The sequence below is a fragment of the Sinorhizobium americanum genome (assembly GCF_001651855.1).
GTDB classification, from domain to species: domain Bacteria; phylum Pseudomonadota; class Alphaproteobacteria; order Rhizobiales; family Rhizobiaceae; genus Sinorhizobium; species Sinorhizobium americanum.
On record NZ_LNQC01000064.1, the window covers coordinates 47,587 to 65,373 of the forward strand.

General features: G+C 63.7%; 20 protein-coding genes. 7 read left to right on the plus strand and 13 right to left on the minus strand.

From position 1 onward, the window contains the following. Positions 1-20: 20 nt before the first annotated feature. On the minus strand, positions 21-764 hold the full coding sequence (hutC, locus tag ATC00_RS19110; protein ID WP_064253982.1) for a histidine utilization repressor: 744 nt from the start codon (positions 762-764) through the stop codon (positions 21-23). 131 nt (positions 765-895) lie between these two features. Between hutC and hutF the strand changes: the two genes are divergently transcribed. The 6 genes from hutF (at position 896) to ATC00_RS19140 (ending at position 7,203) form a co-directional block, all read left to right on the plus strand. Continuing rightward, entirely contained in the window at positions 896-2,269 is a 1,374-nt protein-coding gene (hutF, locus tag ATC00_RS19115) for a formimidoylglutamate deiminase (RefSeq protein WP_064253983.1), read from the plus strand. A gap of 34 nt (positions 2,270-2,303) precedes the next feature. After that, positions 2,304-3,338, plus strand: a complete 1,035-nt coding sequence (locus ATC00_RS19120) for an ABC transporter substrate-binding protein (protein ID WP_064254038.1) — start codon at positions 2,304-2,306, stop codon at positions 3,336-3,338. Positions 3,339-3,473: 135 nt separating this feature from the next. Continuing rightward, the gene (locus tag ATC00_RS19125; protein ID WP_064253984.1) at positions 3,474-4,331 is read left to right on the plus strand and encodes an ABC transporter permease; all 858 of its coding nucleotides are present in this window, start codon (positions 3,474-3,476) and stop codon (positions 4,329-4,331) included. Next, a complete protein-coding gene (locus tag ATC00_RS19130; protein WP_064253985.1) occupies positions 4,324-5,151 on the plus strand; it encodes a quaternary amine ABC transporter ATP-binding protein in 828 nt (275 codons plus the stop codon). The genes ATC00_RS19125 and ATC00_RS19130 overlap by 8 nt, the downstream gene beginning before the upstream one ends. Beyond that, positions 5,144-6,631: an HAL/PAL/TAL family ammonia-lyase gene (locus ATC00_RS19135; RefSeq protein ID WP_064253986.1), complete on the plus strand. Its 1,488-nt coding sequence runs from the start codon at positions 5,144-5,146 to the stop codon at positions 6,629-6,631. The genes ATC00_RS19130 and ATC00_RS19135 overlap by 8 nt, the downstream gene beginning before the upstream one ends. Beyond that, a complete protein-coding gene (locus ATC00_RS19140) occupies positions 6,628-7,203 on the plus strand; it encodes a HutD/Ves family protein (protein ID WP_037388666.1) in 576 nt (191 codons plus the stop codon). Before ATC00_RS19135 ends, ATC00_RS19140 begins: the two co-directional genes overlap by 4 nt. Here the strand turns inward: ATC00_RS19140 and ATC00_RS19145 are convergent. The 3 genes from ATC00_RS19145 to ATC00_RS19155 form a co-directional block, all read right to left on the minus strand. Further along, on the minus strand, positions 7,200-7,448 hold the full coding sequence (locus ATC00_RS19145) for a hypothetical protein (protein ID WP_064253987.1): 249 nt from the start codon (positions 7,446-7,448) through the stop codon (positions 7,200-7,202). The two genes, ATC00_RS19140 and ATC00_RS19145, sit on opposite strands and share 4 nt — an antisense overlap. Before the next feature lie 34 nt (positions 7,449-7,482). Beyond that, positions 7,483-7,671, minus strand: a complete 189-nt coding sequence (locus ATC00_RS19150) for a hypothetical protein (RefSeq protein WP_064253988.1) — start codon at positions 7,669-7,671, stop codon at positions 7,483-7,485. A gap of 80 nt (positions 7,672-7,751) precedes the next feature. Next, a complete protein-coding gene (locus ATC00_RS19155) occupies positions 7,752-8,147 on the minus strand; it encodes a low affinity iron permease family protein (protein WP_064253989.1) in 396 nt (131 codons plus the stop codon). A gap of 228 nt (positions 8,148-8,375) precedes the next feature. Here ATC00_RS19155 and ATC00_RS19160 point away from each other — a divergent pair, with 228 nt between their 5' ends. Beyond that, complete coding sequence (locus tag ATC00_RS19160) at positions 8,376-8,774, plus strand: hypothetical protein (protein ID WP_064253990.1); 399 nt, start codon at positions 8,376-8,378, stop codon at positions 8,772-8,774. A gap of 39 nt (positions 8,775-8,813) precedes the next feature. On the opposite strand, the gene ATC00_RS19165 is transcribed toward ATC00_RS19160, so the two are convergent. From ATC00_RS19165 to ATC00_RS19205, 9 genes are all read right to left on the minus strand, one after another. After that, positions 8,814-9,392, minus strand: a complete 579-nt coding sequence (locus tag ATC00_RS19165) for a hypothetical protein (protein ID WP_064253991.1) — start codon at positions 9,390-9,392, stop codon at positions 8,814-8,816. Between the two features lie 176 nt (positions 9,393-9,568). Continuing rightward, on the minus strand, positions 9,569-9,805 hold the full coding sequence (locus tag ATC00_RS19170; RefSeq protein WP_037388678.1) for a hypothetical protein: 237 nt from the start codon (positions 9,803-9,805) through the stop codon (positions 9,569-9,571). 535 nt (positions 9,806-10,340) lie between these two features. Next, positions 10,341-11,348, minus strand: a complete 1,008-nt coding sequence (locus ATC00_RS19175) for an aldo/keto reductase (RefSeq protein WP_064253992.1) — start codon at positions 11,346-11,348, stop codon at positions 10,341-10,343. Positions 11,349-11,519: 171 nt separating this feature from the next. Further along, entirely contained in the window at positions 11,520-12,509 is a 990-nt protein-coding gene (locus ATC00_RS19180) for a PQQ-dependent sugar dehydrogenase (protein ID WP_064253993.1), read from the minus strand. Positions 12,510-12,621: 112 nt separating this feature from the next. After that, on the minus strand, positions 12,622-13,389 hold the full coding sequence (locus ATC00_RS19185; protein WP_064254039.1) for a TIGR04290 family methyltransferase: 768 nt from the start codon (positions 13,387-13,389) through the stop codon (positions 12,622-12,624). Between the two features lie 2 nt (positions 13,390-13,391). Next, positions 13,392-14,432 carry a UDP-glucuronic acid decarboxylase family protein gene (locus ATC00_RS19190; protein ID WP_037388683.1) on the minus strand — a complete coding sequence of 347 codons (1,041 nt, stop codon included), beginning with the start codon at positions 14,430-14,432 and terminating at the stop codon, positions 13,392-13,394. 18 nt (positions 14,433-14,450) lie between these two features. Further along, positions 14,451-15,569: a CgeB family protein gene (locus tag ATC00_RS19195; RefSeq protein ID WP_037388687.1), complete on the minus strand. Its 1,119-nt coding sequence runs from the start codon at positions 15,567-15,569 to the stop codon at positions 14,451-14,453. Beyond that, positions 15,566-16,654 carry a CgeB family protein gene (locus ATC00_RS19200; RefSeq protein ID WP_064253994.1) on the minus strand — a complete coding sequence of 363 codons (1,089 nt, stop codon included), beginning with the start codon at positions 16,652-16,654 and terminating at the stop codon, positions 15,566-15,568. Before ATC00_RS19200 ends, ATC00_RS19195 begins: the two co-directional genes overlap by 4 nt. Next, positions 16,651-17,784 carry a CgeB family protein gene (locus ATC00_RS19205; protein WP_037388691.1) on the minus strand — a complete coding sequence of 378 codons (1,134 nt, stop codon included), beginning with the start codon at positions 17,782-17,784 and terminating at the stop codon, positions 16,651-16,653. The genes ATC00_RS19200 and ATC00_RS19205 overlap by 4 nt, the downstream gene beginning before the upstream one ends. Between the last annotated feature and the right edge of the window lie 3 nt (positions 17,785-17,787).

Sequence of the window (17,787 nt, forward strand, 5' to 3'; positions counted from 1 at the left end):
CCCGTCCGTCTCAAGGCTTCTTACGATGAAACGCCTTCGAGGCGATAGCGCGTGCCGGGATAGATGAGCCGCGCGACCGTGACATTCCTGTTTTCCGACCAGGTCCGGCGGCGGATCATCAGGCAGGGTTCGTTGCGGCCGATCGAAAGCAGCTTGCACTCCCAGGGCTGCGGCAGCACTGCCTCGACGACCTGTTCGGTGCGGGTGATCGGCGCCACCAGCGTCAGATAGGCGTTCGGCGTCGTGCTCACGAAATCCTGCTGCAGATAGTCGGGGCAGATCACCGGATTGACGAAACGATCCTCGAGCTGGATAGGCATGCCGTTTTCCGCGTGAACGATGATCGAGTGGAAGACCCGCGCCCCGGTCGAGAGCCCCAGCGCACCGGCAATGTCGGGGTTTGCCGATATCTCCTCGAGACGATCGATGCGAGAGCTGTGACGATGACCCCGCTCGCGAATCTCATCGGCGATGTTGCGGACTTCGAGCAGCGCCGTGCTGCCCTTGTGAGGCGCGACGAAGGACCCGACACCTTGCACCCGGGTGATGGCGCCCTCGCTTGCCAGCTCGCGCAAGGCGCGGTTCGCGGTCATGCGGCTGACCCCGAGATCGGCAACAATGTCGTTTTCGGAGGGGATGCGATGATGCTCCGGCCACTCGCCGCTTTCGATGCGGCTGCGGATGAACTGCTTCACCGCCTCATAGCGCGGGATGGGTCCATCCTCGAAGGCGGATGCGTCGCTTTTGCGCTCCATTGATGGCATAGAATGCTCCGTTCGTCGATGCCGGACCGACATGCGACCGGCGACCACGACTTGTTTTCGACGATTTTCAGGTTGCGCGCCACCAGAAAATATCTATAGTTCCATATACAACCACGTACAGGGAGGAAGCGATGTCTGCCTTTTCCGCTCACCGGCTCTTTGCCGAGCAGGCGCTTCTGTCGACCGGTTGGGCGGAGAACGTGATCATTTCCCTCGACAGTGACGGATGGATTGCCGCCGTCGAAACGGCCCAGGCGCCGGCAGCGGGCGACGAACGCATCGCCGGCCCCCTTGTCCCGGCCGTGCCGAACCTGCATTCCCATGCCTTTCAGCGCGCCATGGCCGGCCTTGCCGAAGTGGCCGGTAGCGGCGACGACAGCTTCTGGACATGGCGCGAGACCATGTACCGCACCGTCGGCCTTGTCGATCCGGACGATGTCGAGGCGATCGCCGCGAAGCTTTATGTGGAAATGCTGAAGGGTGGTTTCGGTCGCGTCGTCGAATTCCACTATCTTCACCACCAGGAGGGCGGCACCCCCTATGCCGATCCGGCGGAGATGTCGCTGCGAATCCTCAACGCTTCGCACCGCGCCGGCATCGGCCTCACGCACCTGCCGGTCTTCTATGCCCATGCCAATTTCGGCGGCATGGAGCCCAATCCGGGCCAGCGCCCATTCCTTCACGATCCGGATCGCTTTCTTGCCCTGCTCGAACGGCTGGTTCCGGCGAGCGCCGAGGCCGGCGCCGAGCTCGGCTATGCCATCCATTCCCTCCGCGCCGCCACGCCCGACGAGATGCGAACGATCCTCGGGTCGGCACCGGTTTCCGGACCGATCCACATCCACGTCGCCGAACAGACCCGGGAGGTCGAGGATTGCCTCGCCTGGAGCGGCCGTCGCCCGGTCGAGTGGCTGCTCGACGAGATGCCGGTCGACAAGCGCTGGTGCGCCATTCATGCGACGCATATGACGGCGGAGGAAACCAAGCGGCTGGCGAAATCGGGAGCGGTTGCCGGCCTCTGCCCGGCGACCGAGGCGAATCTCGGCGACGGCATCTTCCTAGCCACCGATTTCCTGGCAGCCGGAGGACGCCTCGGCATCGGCACCGACAGCCATGTGGCGACCAGCGTCGCGGAAGAATTGCGGCTTCTCGAATACGGCCAGCGGCTGCGCGACCGCAGGCGCAACCGGCTCGCCGCTCCCGGCGCCTCGGTTGGCAGGACGATCTTCGAGGCCGCACTCGCCGGCGGTGCCCAGGCCGCCGGCCTCGGTTCGGCGGGCATTCAGGTCGGCACGCGAGCGGACCTTGTCGTGCTCGACGGCGCCAATCCCTATATCGCCGCTGCAAGCGGCAATCAGATTCTCGACCGCTGGCTCTTTGCGCTTGGCGGCGAGACGGTCCGCGACGTCATGGTGGCGGGCGAATGGAAGATCCGCAATGGACGCCATGACCGGGAGGAAGACATAGACCGCGCCTTCGCGCGGGTTCTGACCAAGCTGAAATAGCAATCCAGTCGACGATCAAAAAAGGGGAATGCGCATGTCGATCAGCACAATTAAACTCACTTTCGCCGCCGCCGGCCTGATGCTTGCGGCTTCTGCGAGCACGGCGAATGCCTCCTATTGCGGCGACGGAAAGACCGTGACCTTCGCCGGCATTGATTGGGAAAGCGGCGCCTTCATCACGGAAGTCATGAAGACGATCCTCGCCAAGGGCTACGATTGCCAGGTGGATTCCATCCCCGGCAATTCCGTGACGCTCGAACAGGCGACCGCCAACAATGACGTCCAGATTTTTGCCGAGGAATGGCTCGGCCGCTCGGACATCTGGAACAAGGCGGTCGAGGAAAAGAAGGTGGTTGCTGTCGGCAAGACCTTCGTCGGTGCCAGCGAAGGCTGGTTCGTGCCGGACTATGTCGTCCACGGCGATCCCGCTCGCAACATCGAAGCCAAGGCGCCGGATCTCAAGAGCGTCTCTCAGCTTTCCGACCCGAAGCTCGTCGAAGTCTTTGCCGACCCGGAGGAGCCGTCCAAGGGACGCTTCCTGAATTGCCCCTCCGGCTGGACCTGCGAGGGTGTCAGCACCGCCAAGCTCGAGGCTTACAAGCTCGGCGAGGCTTATGTGAACTTCCGCCCCGGCACCGGCACGGCGCTCGATTCGGCTATCACCTCGGCCTATCTCCAGGGCGAGCCGATCCTCTTCTACTACTGGTCGCCGACCGCCATCATGGGCAAATTCAAGCTCGTCCAGCTTGAAGAGCCGGCTTACAACGAGGCTTGCTGGAAGGAACTGAGCAGCGCCAATGGCAAGCGCGACCAGGGCTGCGCCTTCCCCTCGGTCGATGTCGCCTATGGCGTGAACAGCACCTTCGCTTCGGAGGCTCCGGAGATCATCGCTATCCTCGAAAAGGCGACCTTCCCGCTCGAAGCGGTCAACGGCAGCCTTGCCTATATGGCCGACAACAAGGTCGATGCCGCCGCTGCCGCCGCGGAATTCCTGAAAGCCAAAGCCGACGTCTGGGGCAAGTGGGTCTCCGAAGAGGCCCGCGGCAAGATCGAAGCGAGCCTCAAGTAAGACGAGCTGAACTCCGTCTGCGTTCGCCGCGCCTTACCCTTCGATCATGGTGAGGCGCGGCGCCTGCAATCTGCCAAGGTGCCCGCGGACAGGCGGCGATGATCGCCGGCGGCTATCCGAGCAAGGATTTTTCCGATGTTTCCGGACTCTCTTAATCTTTCGATCCGCGCCCCGGTGAATGAGTTCATCCAGGCGCTCGTCACGAACTACGGCTGGGTGTTCAAGGCGATCAGCGGCGTCATCCTGAAGGCCGTGCTGTTCATCGAATGGATCCTGCGTGGCCTGCCCTGGTGGCTGGTGATTCTCGCCTTCATGGCGCTTGCCTGGCAGAGTTCGAAGCGCTGGACGCTGACGCTTGCCGTCGGTGCGCTGCTTCTCGCCGTCGGCGTGCTGGGCCTCTGGGACCTGACGATGCAGACGCTGGCCCTGATGCTGATGGCGACCATCGTCTCGGTGGTGATCGGAGTGCCGATCGGCATCCTGGTCGCCAAGAGCCGCATCGTGCGCAACGTCACCCTGCCGGTCCTCGACGTCATGCAGACCATGCCGAGCTTCGTCTATTTGATCCCGGCGCTGATGCTTTTCGGTCTCGGCAAGGTGCCGGCGATCCTCGCCACCATCATCTATGCGGTGCCGCCGCTGATCCGTCTGACCGATCTCGGCATCCGCCAGGTCGACGGCGAAGTTGTCGAAGCGGCAACCGCCTTCGGCGGCAGCCCGACGCAGATCCTGTTCGGCGTCGAGTTACCGCTCGCGACCCCGACCATCATGGCCGGCCTCAACCAGACGATCATGATGGCGCTGTCGATGGTCGTCGTCGCCTCGATGATCGGCGCGCGCGGCCTCGGCGAGCAGGTGCTGAACGGTATTCAGACGCTCGACGTCGGCAAGGGGCTCGAGGCCGGCATCGGCATCGTCATTCTCGCAATCGTGCTCGACCGCATCACCCAGGGCTTCGGCAAGCCCCGGACGGAGGACGCCCGCAATGGCTGATATCGAAATCCGCAACGTCTACAAAATCTTCGGACGGGACGCGAAGAAGGCTCTCGCCATGGCGAAGGACGGCTTGGTCAAGGCCGACATCCTTGCCCGCTCCGGCTGCAGCGTTGGTCTCAACGATGTCAGTCTCAAGATCGGCGCCGGCAAGATCTTCGTGATCATGGGGCTTTCCGGGTCTGGCAAGTCGACGCTGGTGCGCCACATCAACCGGCTGATCGAGCCGACGAGCGGCGAGGTCCTGTTCGACGGCAGCAATATCCTCGATCTCGACGCAAAGGCGCTGCGCGCCTTCCGCATGCGCCGCGTCAGCATGGTGTTCCAGAGCTTCGCGCTGATGCCGCACCGGACCGTGCTGCAGAACGTCGTCTACGGACAGCGCGTGCGCGGTGTTTCGAAAGCCGATGCTCGCGAGATCGGCATGAAATGGATCGAGACGGTCGGCCTTTCAGGCTATGACGCGAAGTTCCCGCACCAGCTCTCGGGCGGCATGAAGCAACGCGTCGGCCTGGCGCGGGCGCTCGCCGCGGACACCGACGTGATCCTGATGGACGAGGCCTTCAGCGCCCTCGATCCGCTGATCCGCGCCGATATGCAGGATCAATTGCTGCAACTGCAGCAGAACCTTGCAAAGACCATCGTCTTCATCACCCACGATCTCGACGAGGCCCTGCGTATCGGATCCGAGATTGCGATCTTGAAAGACGGTCAGGTCGTGCAGGTCGGCTCGCCCAGTGATATTCTCGATAATCCGGCAAACGACTATGTCGCGCGCTTCGTCCAGCGCCGGCAGGGAAGACCCGAGAAGCATGATTGAAACGATCACCATCGATGGTTCGCTGACGTGGAGAGAGATCGCCGCCGTTGCCGACGGTGCGCGCTTCGCCCTGTCCGAGCGGACGCGTCAGCGGATCATCGATGGCCGGCGGATCGTCGATGCGCTGGTCGAGCGAGGCATCCGCGGTTACGGCATCAATACCGGCGTCGGTGCGCTTTGTGATGTCGTCATCAGCCGCGAGAACCAGGAGGCCCTGTCGCGTAACATCATTCTGAGCCACGCCTGCGGCGTCGGCGAGCCGCTCGGGCGGGCCGAAGCCCGTGCCGTGATGGCAGCGCAGATCGCCAATTTTGCGCATGGCTACTCCGGCGTTCGCATCGAGACCGTCGAGGCGCTGCTTGCCCTTCTGAATGCGGATATCATTCCGCACATCCCCTCGCGCGGGTCGGTCGGTTATCTCACGCACGCTGCCGCGATCGGGCTCGTTCTGATCGGTCATGGCACGGCCGCGCACGGGGCCGAAAAGCTCACCGGCGCGGAGGCGATTGCCCGCATCGGGCTGGAGCCCTTGCGGCTCGAAGCGAAGGAGGGTCTCAGCCTCGTCAACGGCACGCCTTGCGCCACCGGCCAGGCGGCGCTGGCGCTGGCCCGCACGGAACGGCTCTTCGGCTGGGCCGACGTGGCCGCGGCGCTGACCTATGAGAATCTCGGCAGCCAACCGGAGCCCTTTGCCGAGGCACCCCTGGCACTACGCCAATCGCCGGGTCTTCAGGCGGTCGGCAAGACCTTGCGCCGCTGGCTCGCCGAAAGCCCGATGCTCGCGGAGACAGCCGGCAGCCGCACGCAGGATCCTTTAAGTCTGAGAGCCGTACCGCAGGTGCATGGCGCGGCCCGCGACTCCTTCTCCCAGGCAGCCGAAATCGTCGACTGGGAACTTGCGAGCGTTACCGACAATCCGGCCGTTTCCGGTTCGCCGGAGAACCCCCAGGTCCACTCACAGGCGCATGCCGTCGGAGCTGGACTCGGACTTGCGATGGACAGTCTCGCCGTCGCCGCCGCGGAAGTCGCCGCGATTTCGGAGCGCCGCATCGACCGTTTGGTCAACCCGCTGGTGAGCGGTCTTCCGGCCTTCCTTGCCGATGACAGCGGCGTCTCCTCCGGTTTCATGATCGCGCAGTACACTGCCGCGGCCCTCGTCGCCGAGAACCGCCGGCTGGCTGCGCCGGCAAGCCTTGACGGCGGCATCACCTCGGCGCTGCAGGAGGACATCCTGACCCATGCCACGCCCGCCGCATGGAAGGTCCTTTCGATCCTCGACAATCTCGAACGGATCGTCGCGATCGAATTGCTGGCGGCGGCCCAGGCCTATGACAAGCAGCCCAAAACGCGCGGCAGGGCGCCGCGCACCGATGCTCTTTATGGCCGCATTCGCGGAGCAATCTCAACCTATGCAGACGACCGGCCGATGAACGAGGACTTCGACCGGATGCGCGACCTCATGCGAGGAGTGGCACCATGAAAATCCTGCGTTCAAACGACTACAGGCACATGCCCTGGAAGAACGGCGGCGGCGAGACCATCGAAATCGCCGTGTCGCCGGATCGCGCGCCGCTTTCCGATTTCGACTGGCGCGTCAGCATGGCGACGGTTGCCAATGACGGCCTGTTTTCCAGCTTTCCCGGCATCGACCGGACCCTCTCCATCCTCGAGGGCGCCGGCATGACGCTCTCGATCGAGGGCCGGCCGCCGAAGCTGTTGACGACGGCCGACGCCCCCGTCTCCTTCCCTGCCGATGTTGCGACCTCGGCCAAGCTCGCGAATGGCCCGATCACCGACCTGAATGTGATGAGCCGCCGGCAGACGCTCCGGCACCGGGTGCGAAAGCTCCATGTCGAGCACTCGCAGCCGATCACCTCGCACGCCCGGGAACTCATCCTTTTCTGCCACCGCGGCAGCGTCGCGCTGTCGACCGAAGGCGTCTCTGCGACGCTGCACGCGCTGGACACCGCAGTCCTTCAGCAGCCCGTCGCCGTCACGCTTTCGGCCGACATCGCCTCGGAAGTCTTTCTTGTCGAGATCAGCTCCGCTTAGAGCACCAGGGCGTAGCGGATCGCACCGAAAAGCAGCAGTATAGCGCCCAGCGCCATCATTGCCACCCCGGGCCAGTTCCGCGTCAGCCCGAGGAATCGCAGGCTTTGATGTCCGGGTTCCAGGGTCTGTGGATCATTGTCGAGGGGATGCGGCGGCTCGCTCAGCCGCCTTCGGCCAAGCGCTTCCCATGTCATGACGAGAACGCCGCAGATAAACAGGAATGCACCGGCGAGGACTGGCCACACGCGCTTGCTCCGCAATCCACTGCGCGATCACGCCTCAGCGTGTGCGCGTTTGAGGACGCACGACATTCATCTGCAGCTCATGGGCCGAAGCATATCTGCCGAGCACCTTGATCAGGCGCTGCTCCTCGGCCTTGTGAAGGCCGGTTCGCCTGCAGTACTCCGCCACGTCCCAGACATGCTTGGCATCGGTTCTTTCGAGCTTGCGGATGTCCATGTGTCTCATTCTACACCTCCCACCTCTAGCGAGAAAACGTCGCCACGCCGGTTTTGGTTCCGCCGCTTCGGCAAGGGACCGAATGCGCGTCATGCGCTCCCATTCGCGCCTGAGACGGCGTTTTCCGCGTCCCTCGCTTGCGTGCCCTCTTGCATGCAGTCGCGGCGAACGTCCTTCAGGTCCTGCTCGTCGAGATTCTCGATCCCGATGAAGCAGTTCTCGGCGTCACTCACGCGGATCAGCTCGTCGATTTTGGCCTGCAGCGCGACACCGTCGCGATTCTGGGAATTCTGAAGCACAAAGACCATCAGGAATGTCGTGATCGTCGTGCAGGTATTGACGGCAAGCTGCCATTTTGCCGAGAAATCAAAGAGCGGACCGCAAATTGCCCAGATGACGATCGCAGAGAACGCGACGGCGAAAGTGAACGGCCTTCCGGCGAGCTCCGAAATTCGCTTCGAGAAACGAGTAAAGAATGGCTGCATCTGGCGCGCTCCTTCCGAAACCCGCCAACGCGGCGCCGGCCTGCTTGGTTCCTGCCAGCGAGGATTACGCCCAGCCGGCACGAGGGGAACAAATCGGACTGCCTGCCGTTCAGCTCAGAGCGCATCGCGTTCGAACGCACTTAGACGATGCACCTGGCTCTCCGTTCTTTGGATGTCGTCATCCCCAGACCGAAGGCTTAGCAATTTCAGGACGGAAGAAGGTTCCCGATGCCTCAGAAAGACAATAAGCTTCAGAAACTGACCCTGATGCTCGGCCAGACTGTCGCCGCAATGCGTGTCAACGAGATGGTGACATGCCGGTTGCTGCACTGGATTGCAGCGCAGACGGACGACCCGCAGCGTTTCATTGCAGAGGCCATGGAGGACATGCGAGAAGAACTGCGGAGTGCGGCCGGGGCCGATGGCAGCCGGGTCACGGCGGAGGCGGCCAAGGATGCTCTGGACTATCTCGACAACTTGGCCACCGAGATGTCGGCTCCCAGAAGCAGCAATCGCAAGTCCGGCGAGACCAAAGGCCTCTCGCCGCTGGACGGATATCGCTTCCCCTCGTTCACAACCGCCCAGGACGGGCGGTTGAACGCCGCCGCCCCGTCCCGTGATCGCTGAGAGTATGCCGGGGCGCCCGGCATCTCTTGCCATTTCGCCTCATTGCGCCCCATGGTGGGGCACGGATTTTGGCGCCTCTTCCAGGAATGTGTAAGGCCCCTCGGGGCATTTGACGTCCGGATTGACCGGGTGGAACAGGCCGAGCGGGTTCGGCTTGAATATCCAGGCATGCAGATCGTAATGATGCAATTGCGCCGGTAGAAGCGGCTCATGGCCCTCCATCGGCCCGTCGAAAGGCTGCCCGAACAGCTCGGGCTTCGACTTGATGCCGGTGGCGAGCGGGATCAGCCACTCGACGGCAACGAGCTGCAGCTTTTCGCCAACCGGCTCGTAAACCAGCAAAGTGGGCTTCATCGGGTCGGGCACCGGACCGATAAGGGCGGGGTTCAGGAAATGCACCCCCATCGTGCCGGTCGCGAAGGTGACGCAGCCGAGCGTCGAGAAATAGCCGTCGCGCACGGCAACTACCGGATCCTGGTATTTTTCAAGCGACGCCTTGAGCTTTTCAAGCTCCGGCGGAAGCTTGTCGGACGCGTTCACCACATGTGCGGACATGAAAGCAATGGCTGCCGCCAGACAGTTCGTCCATAGACGGCGCAGCACCGGAGACATAGGCATGGCTCGGTCCTCCCTCGCTCCACTCGCCTCCTGCGAGGAGCGGGCGCCATGATACAGCGAGGCCTTTGTGCGCGCTATTCATGCGATCGGGTTAGTGCCCGTCGGCATGTCAGGACTAGGGAGGAGCGCCGACGACGCTCCTCCCCGAACTCGCTGTCGCACCGGCCGGCGGCACCTCACAGCCGGACATCCCAGAGGGACAGCTTGGCTTCAAGGAGCCGGTCCTCGTTTCCCGGAAGGCCGATGTCGCGGCGCATGCGGTCTGACAAATGCGAGACCTGGTTCGTCGTTTGACGATGTCTCCAGATGGCGAATAGCAGCGCACGCGCAGTCTTCCAGGCGCCGAATTTCCGGCACAGGTCATCGACCGTTGCGGCGAGGGTATCAACAACTAGCAATTGTGCTTCACGCATGATTTTTCCGTCCCGGCGCATCGAGGCGACCAGGTCCTTTCGAGGGTCAGAAGACGCGCGGATGCGAAGGCGAAGATGCGAAAAATCGCTTCGTCAGCCGGTCACGTCAGATCAGATGGAGATAGCGCCAATCGGCGGAAATCCGGGGTTTAATAGCCCTGGAAACCAAATCGGCTCTGGCGGGATGCGCGATGCATCGATGCCACGGCAGCCGTTCCGCGAGAGAGGCGCACTGTCACGAGAATGGAATTCATTGCACGCCTCCTCTGGCTTGAATTGAGAGTGACGCCAACATACACGAGTCCGGCCGATTGGCAAACACACAATTTCGGATTGTAGCAATTGCCGACAATTCGTTGCAAGACAGCAACACCTTGGCGCTCCATCGACAGCATGCCGGTGATCGTCTCCCGCCGGTCTTCGCTCGATAAGAAAATATGGACCGGCCCCTAGGCGGACCGGTCCAGCGGTGTCTTCTCTTAAGGGTCGCGGCCGCCGATCCGGAGACGCCGCAGCTCTCTATCCGCAAGAGCGGCTACTGATCGCTGCCGAGAAGCGCATCGATTTCCGCCATCGCTGCGGCCGGCAATACGCCCCTTTCGAGTGCGGCGAGATTCTCGCGCACCTGCGCCTCCGTCTTGAAGCCGGGGATCGGAAAGGTGTTGGGGGAACGGGCGAGGATCCAGCCGAGGGCCCCCTGCGCCAAGGTCCTGCCACCGGTCTGGAGGAGTTCCCGCACCGCGGCGAGACGTTGCAGATGCTCGCTACGCGGCCGGCCGTCCTCGAAGAACCGCACCCAGCTGTGCCCGGCCGCCCTGACGTCAGTGGGTGGCAAGCGCGTATCCGGCCTGAACTTGCCGGTCAGGAATCCCATCGCCAGCGGCGAGCGATTGAGGCTGGCGAGATTGTTGCCCTCGCACATCGCAAGCATCTCCGGCCCATCCGTGAAGACATTCAGTTCCTGCTGCACGGCGACGAAATGCGGGAACTTCACCATTCGCTTCGCCGCGGCGGCATTGTCCGTACTCCAGCCCCAGAAACGAATGGCGCCCCGCTCCACCAATTTCTCGAGCGTTTCAGCGGCCGCATCCGCCTGATCGCTTGAAAGCTCGCCGACGTGGATTTGATAGAGGTCGATATAGTCGGTGCCCAAACGCCTGAGCGAAGCCGCGCAGGCCTCTCTGATGTAGGCGGGAGTGACATCGGTGCCGACGAGAGCCCGGGCGGCGCGATCATAGGTATAGCCGAACTTGGTTGCGATGATTGCCTCGCCCCTTCGCCCGCTCAGCGCCCGGCCGATCACCTCCTCGCTGTGACCGGTCCCATAGGCATCGGCCGTGTCGATCAGCGATGCACCCATTTCGAGCCCGAGGCGGAGCGCACGGATCGACTGTTCGTCGTCGACCTCGCCCCAGCCATCCGGCTTTCCGTTGAGCGTGAAGAAGCCTCCGATCGCCCAACCGCCCAGGCCGATTGCCGCGGCCGAAAGGCCGGACCGGCCCAATTGTCTGCGTAGAGTCGCGGGGATGTCGGTGGCAAGCATGGTATTCTCCTCATGATGCGGTGCTCACCAACCATGTCACCGGAAACCGGTGATCAGAAGCCCGAATTCCACAGGATGTTTTTCAACAATGAAAAACGTCATCGACGAGTGGAAGGAGCACGTGGGCGACCGAGCCGTCAGAGAAGTGCCCTGAAAACGAGCCCTCAGGCCTCATCGCCGAAAGACGTAAACCGTGCCTCCGGCGTCGTCGGAGACGAGGACGGAACCGTCCGGCGCCTCCTTGACATCGACCGGCCGGCCGACGTCCCTCAGGAAGGTCGTCGCCGAGACCGGCCGTCCGCCCCGGAAGTGCAGCCGCACGACCTGATAGCCGACCGGCACGGACCTGTCCCAACTGCCGTGCTGGGCGACCAGCGCGTCGCCGCCGAGGCTGCGGAAGAAGTGGATTCCCAAGGCTGCGACATGAGCCTGGAAATTGAAGACGGGCGCGATCTGACGGGCGGGCGGCGTCGCGTCCTCAAATCCTGTGAGACGGATTTGGCCGCCGAAATAGGGGAAGCCGTAGAAGCCGCCCGGCCGGAGCGCGTTCAACTCGTCGGGCGGGACGTCGTCGCCCATTCGGTCGGCACCATTGTCGGTGAAGAACATGGTGCCGCCGCGCCAGTCGAAGCCGACCGAGTTGCGCACGCCCCAGGCGACGCGTCGAAGGTCCGACCCGTCCTGGTTCATGCTGACGATCGTTCCCTGCAGCCCGCGCGGCGAGCAGATGTTACAGGGCGATCCAAACGATACATAGAGGCGGGCATCGGGGCCGACGGCGATGTAGCGATAACTGTGGGCGCCCGAATTCGGCAGGTCTCGGCGAATATCGCGCCGGCCGCTGAGAGCGCCGCCGCGCCCGATATCGAAAACGGTGATGCTGTCCCTCGAGGCGACGAACAGGCGGCCGCGGGAACACGCAACGCCGTTCGGAGCGGAGAACCCGGACGCCACCCGCCGGGCGCGGCCGCCGGACAACGGCACGGCATAGACCGACGAACCCTTGGTGCCGACGAACAACATGTCGCCGCAGACCGCCATTTCGCGCGCGGCGGGAACGCGGGCAAGCAGTTCGGCTTGGGCGGGGGCAGCGACGCCGAAGGCGACGGTCGCGACAGCGGCGAGCGCGAGAAATCCGGCTTTGGCGGCAAAGACGACCATAGGCGCCTCCGAATGCAAGCTGAATTGCTGGAAGGAATTGGAGCGGCTTACTGTCGTTTCAAGCGGAAGCGCCGGCCTCACGGCGAAGTGATCGCCTGAAGCCGCTGTGGAACTACCGCTTCGTCGAGCCGACATGCGGCGTTGGCTCGCCCATGAAGGGACGCTCCCCTTTCCGCACCAGATAGACCTCGCGCTCCGGATTGGCTTCGATGACGAAACCTGCGCTGCGCAGCATCGCCTCGACGCCGGCGCGGTTCGGGATGAACCAGTTGGTCGGATCATCGGCGAAGCGGTGTTCGACGAAGAACAGCTTGGGGTAGTCCGGACGATCGAAAACATCCCATTCGGGAAAATCGTAGTTGATTTCGAGCGGCGAGACCGACCTCGATCCGCGCTGCATGCACTGGAACAGCATCTCGTCGTCCACCACGTGCTCGTAGAGGAGATCGAGCGCCAGAAGCGGATGGCGCAGGTGATAAAGAACGCCCATGAAGATCACCAGGTCGAACTTTTCGCCGAGCTGCGCCACGTCATAGACGGACATCAGCCGGAACTCGATCCGCATCCCTGCCTGCTCGGCGGCGAATTTCGCCTGCCGCAGATAGTGCGGATCGGAATCGATGCCGAGCACCCGACCGGCATTGCGGCGCTTCATTTCCTGCGAATAGAAACCGGCATTGCAGCCGATGTCGAGCACGCTGCGCCCCCCGAGGTCTTCCGGCACGACATGCTTGAACGCCTTCCATTTCACGGCGGGATAGTCTCCGAGAAAATGATCGGGAGACGTTTCGACGCCAGCGATGCGCATGTTGTGGAACCAGGGTCCGAGCGCGGCGATCTCATCCTCGATCGTCGTTCGGTATTTCGTCTGCTGAACCATCATCAGAGATCCTGCGAAAGAGCCGACATTTCCGGCTGACGCGTGGGACGGCCGCGCCGGCGGACCGGCCTTTGCTCCGGGAGCATCCGTTGGAACCAGCTGATCGTATGCGTCAGCCCTTCCTGCAGCGGAACCTTCGGCTCCCAGCCGAGAAGCGATTTTGCCCGGGAGATGTCGGGGCGGCGGCGCTGCGGATCATCGGGCGGCAAGGGTGCGTGGACGATCGTCGACGCGGTCCTGACTTTCGAAAGCACGAGCTCGGCCAGCTCGATGACGGTGAACTCGCCCGGATTGCCGAGGTTTACCGGCACCCCCGGATTGGGATTGCGATTCATCAGCCTGATCAAGCCCTCGACGAGATCGGACACGTAGCAGAAGGACCGCGTCTGCTCGCCGCTGCCATAGACCGTCAGCGGCTCGTTGTTCAGCGCCTGGACGATGAAGTTCGAAACGATGCGGCCGTCGTTCGGACGCATGTGCGGGCCGTAAGTGTTGAAGATACGAGCCACTTTCGCGTCGACGCTGCCGGCCCGCAGGCTGTCGAAGCAAAGCGCCTCGGCCGCCCGCTTGCCTTCGTCGTAGCAGGCCCGCGGCCCGGTGCAGTTGACATGGCCCCAATATTCCTCCTGCTGCGGATGCTGTTGCGGATCGCCGTAGATCTCGCTCGTCGAGGCCTGGAGGAACCTGGCACCGTGCCGTGCGGCAAGCCGCAGCAGATTTCCGGTTCCGGTGACGCTTGTCATCATCGTATGGATCGGGTCGGCCTGGTAGGAGGGCGGCGAAGCCGGGCAAGCGAGATTGTAGATCTCGTCAAGCGGCTCATCGCTTGCGATCCCGTCGCAGACATCCTGTTCGACCATGGTGAAATAGGGGTTGCGCTGAAGTTCGGCGACATTCGCCGGAGAGCCCGTCAAATAGCTGTCGAGGCAGATCACCCGATTGCCGGCATCAAGCAGGGCTGAACAAAGATGGGATCCCACGAAGCCGGCTCCGCCGGCGACCAGGATGACCTTTCCGCGATTGGCTCCGTTTCTCTTTGCCATAGGCCGTTCTCCTTTCGGTTATACCCGAAGCCGCCGCTCGGAATGTCTCGTGGCGAGATCGGTCTTGGGCGCGATGCTTTCGATGGCCTCGACGAAGGTTCTGGCGCGCACCGCAGCGCTATGCGCGCTTGCGACACGGTGATAGGCGCTCTCGGCGATGGCCCGGCACTGACGATCGTCGAGGTTCGTAAGTGCCGCGACGACGTCGTCACTGCTCGTCGCGACGATCGCGGCCTGTCCCGGCGGGAAGAAGCTGTCCAGGCCCTCCCACCAATCGCTGATCAGCGGCGTGCGGCAGGCGGCCGCCTCGAAGAGCCGGACGCTCGGCGACCAGCCCGCCGCCACCATGTCGGCGCGGGTCACGTTCAGCGTGAATCGCTGGCGGCTGTAGAACTCGGCATGTTCGGCAGGCGGCAGATGCTCGATGCGCTCCACATTGGCGGGCCATTCGGTGCCGGGCGGATAGTTCGGGCCGGCAACGACGAAGCGCATTCCAGGCAACCGCCGGGCCGGCTCGATCAGCAGACGTTCGAGTATCGGCTGCCGGTCGGGGCTGAAGGTTCCGAGATAGCCGAGATCCCATTCTCTCGGCGCACCGGTGTTACGATAGATATCGAGGTCGACGGCGCAATAGAGCGGCACGGGTCGCCTCGCCCCGAGATCGCTCCGAAGCCGATCGAGCATCCGGCCGCCGGAGAAGGAGAAATAGAGATCGAAGAACGGCACTTGCCGGCGCGCCAGATATTCCTCGTCGCCGCGCTCGAGCTTTGCGAGCGTCACCGGCGTGTCGATGTCGTAGAAACACAGCCGCTTGGGGCCGAGATCGAGGACTGTGTCGATCACCTCCACCCCGTCCGGCACGTAGGACCCGATGACGACGGCGTCCGCACCGCCCAGCGTGCCGCCATGCCGCGTCCGCAGTTCTTCGACGCTGCCATACAAAACAAGCTCGCAGAACTCCGGCTCGATGAGGTCGCGGTGGCTTGCATACCAGGGGACGTCTCGTTCGAGGAAAGTCACCCGATGGCCGGCGGCGTGGACGCCCCGAAGCAGCGCTCGAAATGTCGTCGCATGGCCGTTGCCCCAGGAGGAGGATAGCGAAAGGCCGAGGACCGCGATTTCGAGCGAACGGTTCATTCGGCTGCCTCCACCCGGCGCGACCGCTCGCGGAAAATGCGGTCCACTTCGGCCGCCCGATGTGCATAGGTATGTTCGCCAAGCACGCGCTGGAACGCCCGCTCCCCGATCTCCCTCGCAACCTCAGCCGTCAAGGTCCGCATCAGTTCCGCCACGTCACGGCCGTCGCGGGCGACCAGTACCTCCTCCCCCGGCTTCAGGAAGAGTTCGATGCCTTCCCAGGCGTCGGTGATCAGGCAAGCGCCGGCGCCTGCCGCCTCGAAGACGCGTGTCGCCGGCGAGAAACCGTTCTCGGCCATGCTGTCGCGCGAAATGTTCAGAACCGCGCGCGGCGTCGCGTTGAAGGCATTGTGATCGGCAGTCGGAACATGGCCGACATAGGCGACATTTGCCGGCAACGGCTTGTCGCGCCAGCCGGCTCCGCCGAGCAGGAAGCGCCGGTTGCCGAGTTGCGCCGCTGGCGCGAGGAAGAACGCCTCCACCCGCGCCTCGCGATCCGGCAGGCGATTGCCGAGGAAAGCAAGATCGGCCGCAAAGCGCGAGTCTTCGGCGACTCGATGATGCGTCTGCGGGTCGACGGCATTGTAGATCGGCACGCATCGGCGGGCGCCCAGCGCGCGATAGGATCTGACGACCGGATCGCCGCCGCCATAGGTCAAGACGAGATCGAGCGATGAGAGGGCGCGCCGCAGCGGATGGTCGGGCGAGGCCCGGAGCTCCTGCAGCGTCGCGGGCGCGTCGACGTCCCAGAAGATCTTGAGAGCGGCCGGACGTGCCGCTGACATTACCTCTTCGAGCAGGAGGTCATCTTCGAAGCCGACGCCGCTCGCCTTGATGACGATCTCGGCCTCGGCCGACGCCGCAGCAACCCGCTTCAGCGCCGCGACCGTTCCCTCGTAGACGACGACCCTGCACCAATCCGGCGGCTCGATGTCACGGTGCTTCTGGCGGTCATAGACGTCCGGCTCATAAAAGGTCATCTGATAACCACGCGCGGCTAGCGCCCGCAGCAGCCCGCGGTAATAGGTCGCCGCACCGTTCCAATAGGCCGAAACGAGGCTCGATCCGTAAAAGGCGATCCTCATAGCGCCACCTCCTTCGTCGTGACGAGATCACGCGTAGCGCCTGTCGACCGATAGGAAGCGACGATATCCAAGAGCTCGTCGACGCGATGCGCGCAGGTGTGGCGTGTCCGGATCGTCTCCAGCCCGCTTGCCGTCATCTCTTTGGCAACGGCCGGGTCGGCGAGCACCTGGCGCAGGAGACGCGTCATCGACGATCCATTGCGGGCGAAGAGAAAGTCCTTGCCGGCGCGGAAAAGCCCCTCCGCATCGTTCCACGGCGCCGAGATCAGCGGAATGCCGCAGGCAAGCGCCTCGAACACGCGGATGGTCGGGATTCCGGGCAAGGCCTCCACATAGGGTCGGCGCGGGATGTGCACCGTTGCCCGATGCTCGGCGAAGGCTCTGGGCACCGCGGCGTTGGCAATCCAGCCGCCATAGGCGATTCCCGCCGCCTTGAGCGCCTTCAGCGCGCTGCCGGGATAGCGGACGCCACGCACCGTGGTCCTGAGCCTCAGCCGTCGCGCCGGTTTGATAAGGAAGGTGGCGATTTCGCTGCTGCGCTCATCGTCGCCCCAGTTGCCGATCCAGACCAGATCGCCGGTCTTCTCCACCTCCGGCATCGGGTGAAACAACGAGGTGTCGGCCGATTCGTGCCAGGTGAAGACATGCTTGCCCCAACCGGCGTTCAGATACCGTTCGCGCAGCGCCTCCCCGAAAGCGAGTACGAAATCATAATCGGAGAGATCGAGCCGGGCGATCTCTCGCCGCTGGCTGACGGCCCGATGATGCGTGTCGTGAAAGGCGAGCGTGAACCGGCCGCCATTGCGTCGGAGGCGCCCGAGCCGGGCGATCAGGGTCGGCTCGGTCCACTCGTGCACAACGACCACATCGGCGTCACCGACCGCCGCTTCGTGATCGAAGTCCGGCTCGTAGCTCTCCGCGCGCAATTCGGGAAACTGCTTGCGGAAGGCGGCGATCGGCGCGACGCCCTGGTCGGCGATCAGGTTCAGGCGGCTCCAGGAGTCGCGCGGCTCGAGAGCCGTCGCCTGATGTCCGCGGCGAACGAGTTCGCGCATCACGCCGCGCAGGAAATGGGCATTGCCATGGTTCCAGTCGGAAACGAGGGATTGGGTGTAGAACAGGAACCGCATCGC

Excerpts from the sequence above, each read along its gene's own strand:
- ATC00_RS19130 (WP_064253985.1), top strand. The coding sequence starts at position 4,324 with ATGGCTGATATCGAAATCCGCAACGTCTACAAAATCTTCGGACGGGAC.
- ATC00_RS19135 (WP_064253986.1), top strand. The coding sequence starts at position 5,144 with ATGATTGAAACGATCACCATCGATGGTTCGCTGACGTGGAGAGAGATC.
- hutC (WP_064253982.1), bottom strand. The coding sequence starts at position 764 with ATGCCATCAATGGAGCGCAAAAGCGACGCATCCGCCTTCGAGGATGGA.
- ATC00_RS19120 (WP_064254038.1), top strand. The coding sequence starts at position 2,304 with ATGTCGATCAGCACAATTAAACTCACTTTCGCCGCCGCCGGCCTGATG.
- ATC00_RS19125 (WP_064253984.1), top strand. The coding sequence starts at position 3,474 with ATGTTTCCGGACTCTCTTAATCTTTCGATCCGCGCCCCGGTGAATGAG.
- ATC00_RS19200 (WP_064253994.1), bottom strand. The coding sequence starts at position 16,654 with ATGAGGATCGCCTTTTACGGATCGAGCCTCGTTTCGGCCTATTGGAAC.
- ATC00_RS19175 (WP_064253992.1), bottom strand. The coding sequence starts at position 11,348 with ATGCTTGCCACCGACATCCCCGCGACTCTACGCAGACAATTGGGCCGG.
- ATC00_RS19160 (WP_064253990.1), top strand. The coding sequence starts at position 8,376 with ATGCCTCAGAAAGACAATAAGCTTCAGAAACTGACCCTGATGCTCGGC.
- hutF (WP_064253983.1), top strand. The coding sequence starts at position 896 with ATGTCTGCCTTTTCCGCTCACCGGCTCTTTGCCGAGCAGGCGCTTCTG.
- ATC00_RS19185 (WP_064254039.1), bottom strand. The coding sequence starts at position 13,389 with ATGGTTCAGCAGACGAAATACCGAACGACGATCGAGGATGAGATCGCC.
- ATC00_RS19140 (WP_037388666.1), top strand. The coding sequence starts at position 6,628 with ATGAAAATCCTGCGTTCAAACGACTACAGGCACATGCCCTGGAAGAAC.
- ATC00_RS19165 (WP_064253991.1), bottom strand. The coding sequence starts at position 9,392 with ATGCCTATGTCTCCGGTGCTGCGCCGTCTATGGACGAACTGTCTGGCG.
- ATC00_RS19190 (WP_037388683.1), bottom strand. The coding sequence starts at position 14,432 with ATGGCAAAGAGAAACGGAGCCAATCGCGGAAAGGTCATCCTGGTCGCC.
- ATC00_RS19205 (WP_037388691.1), bottom strand. The coding sequence starts at position 17,784 with ATGCGGTTCCTGTTCTACACCCAATCCCTCGTTTCCGACTGGAACCAT.
- ATC00_RS19150 (WP_064253988.1), bottom strand. The coding sequence starts at position 7,671 with ATGAGACACATGGACATCCGCAAGCTCGAAAGAACCGATGCCAAGCAT.
- ATC00_RS19170 (WP_037388678.1), bottom strand. The coding sequence starts at position 9,805 with ATGCGTGAAGCACAATTGCTAGTTGTTGATACCCTCGCCGCAACGGTC.
- ATC00_RS19180 (WP_064253993.1), bottom strand. The coding sequence starts at position 12,509 with ATGGTCGTCTTTGCCGCCAAAGCCGGATTTCTCGCGCTCGCCGCTGTC.
- ATC00_RS19195 (WP_037388687.1), bottom strand. The coding sequence starts at position 15,569 with ATGAACCGTTCGCTCGAAATCGCGGTCCTCGGCCTTTCGCTATCCTCC.
- ATC00_RS19155 (WP_064253989.1), bottom strand. The coding sequence starts at position 8,147 with ATGCAGCCATTCTTTACTCGTTTCTCGAAGCGAATTTCGGAGCTCGCC.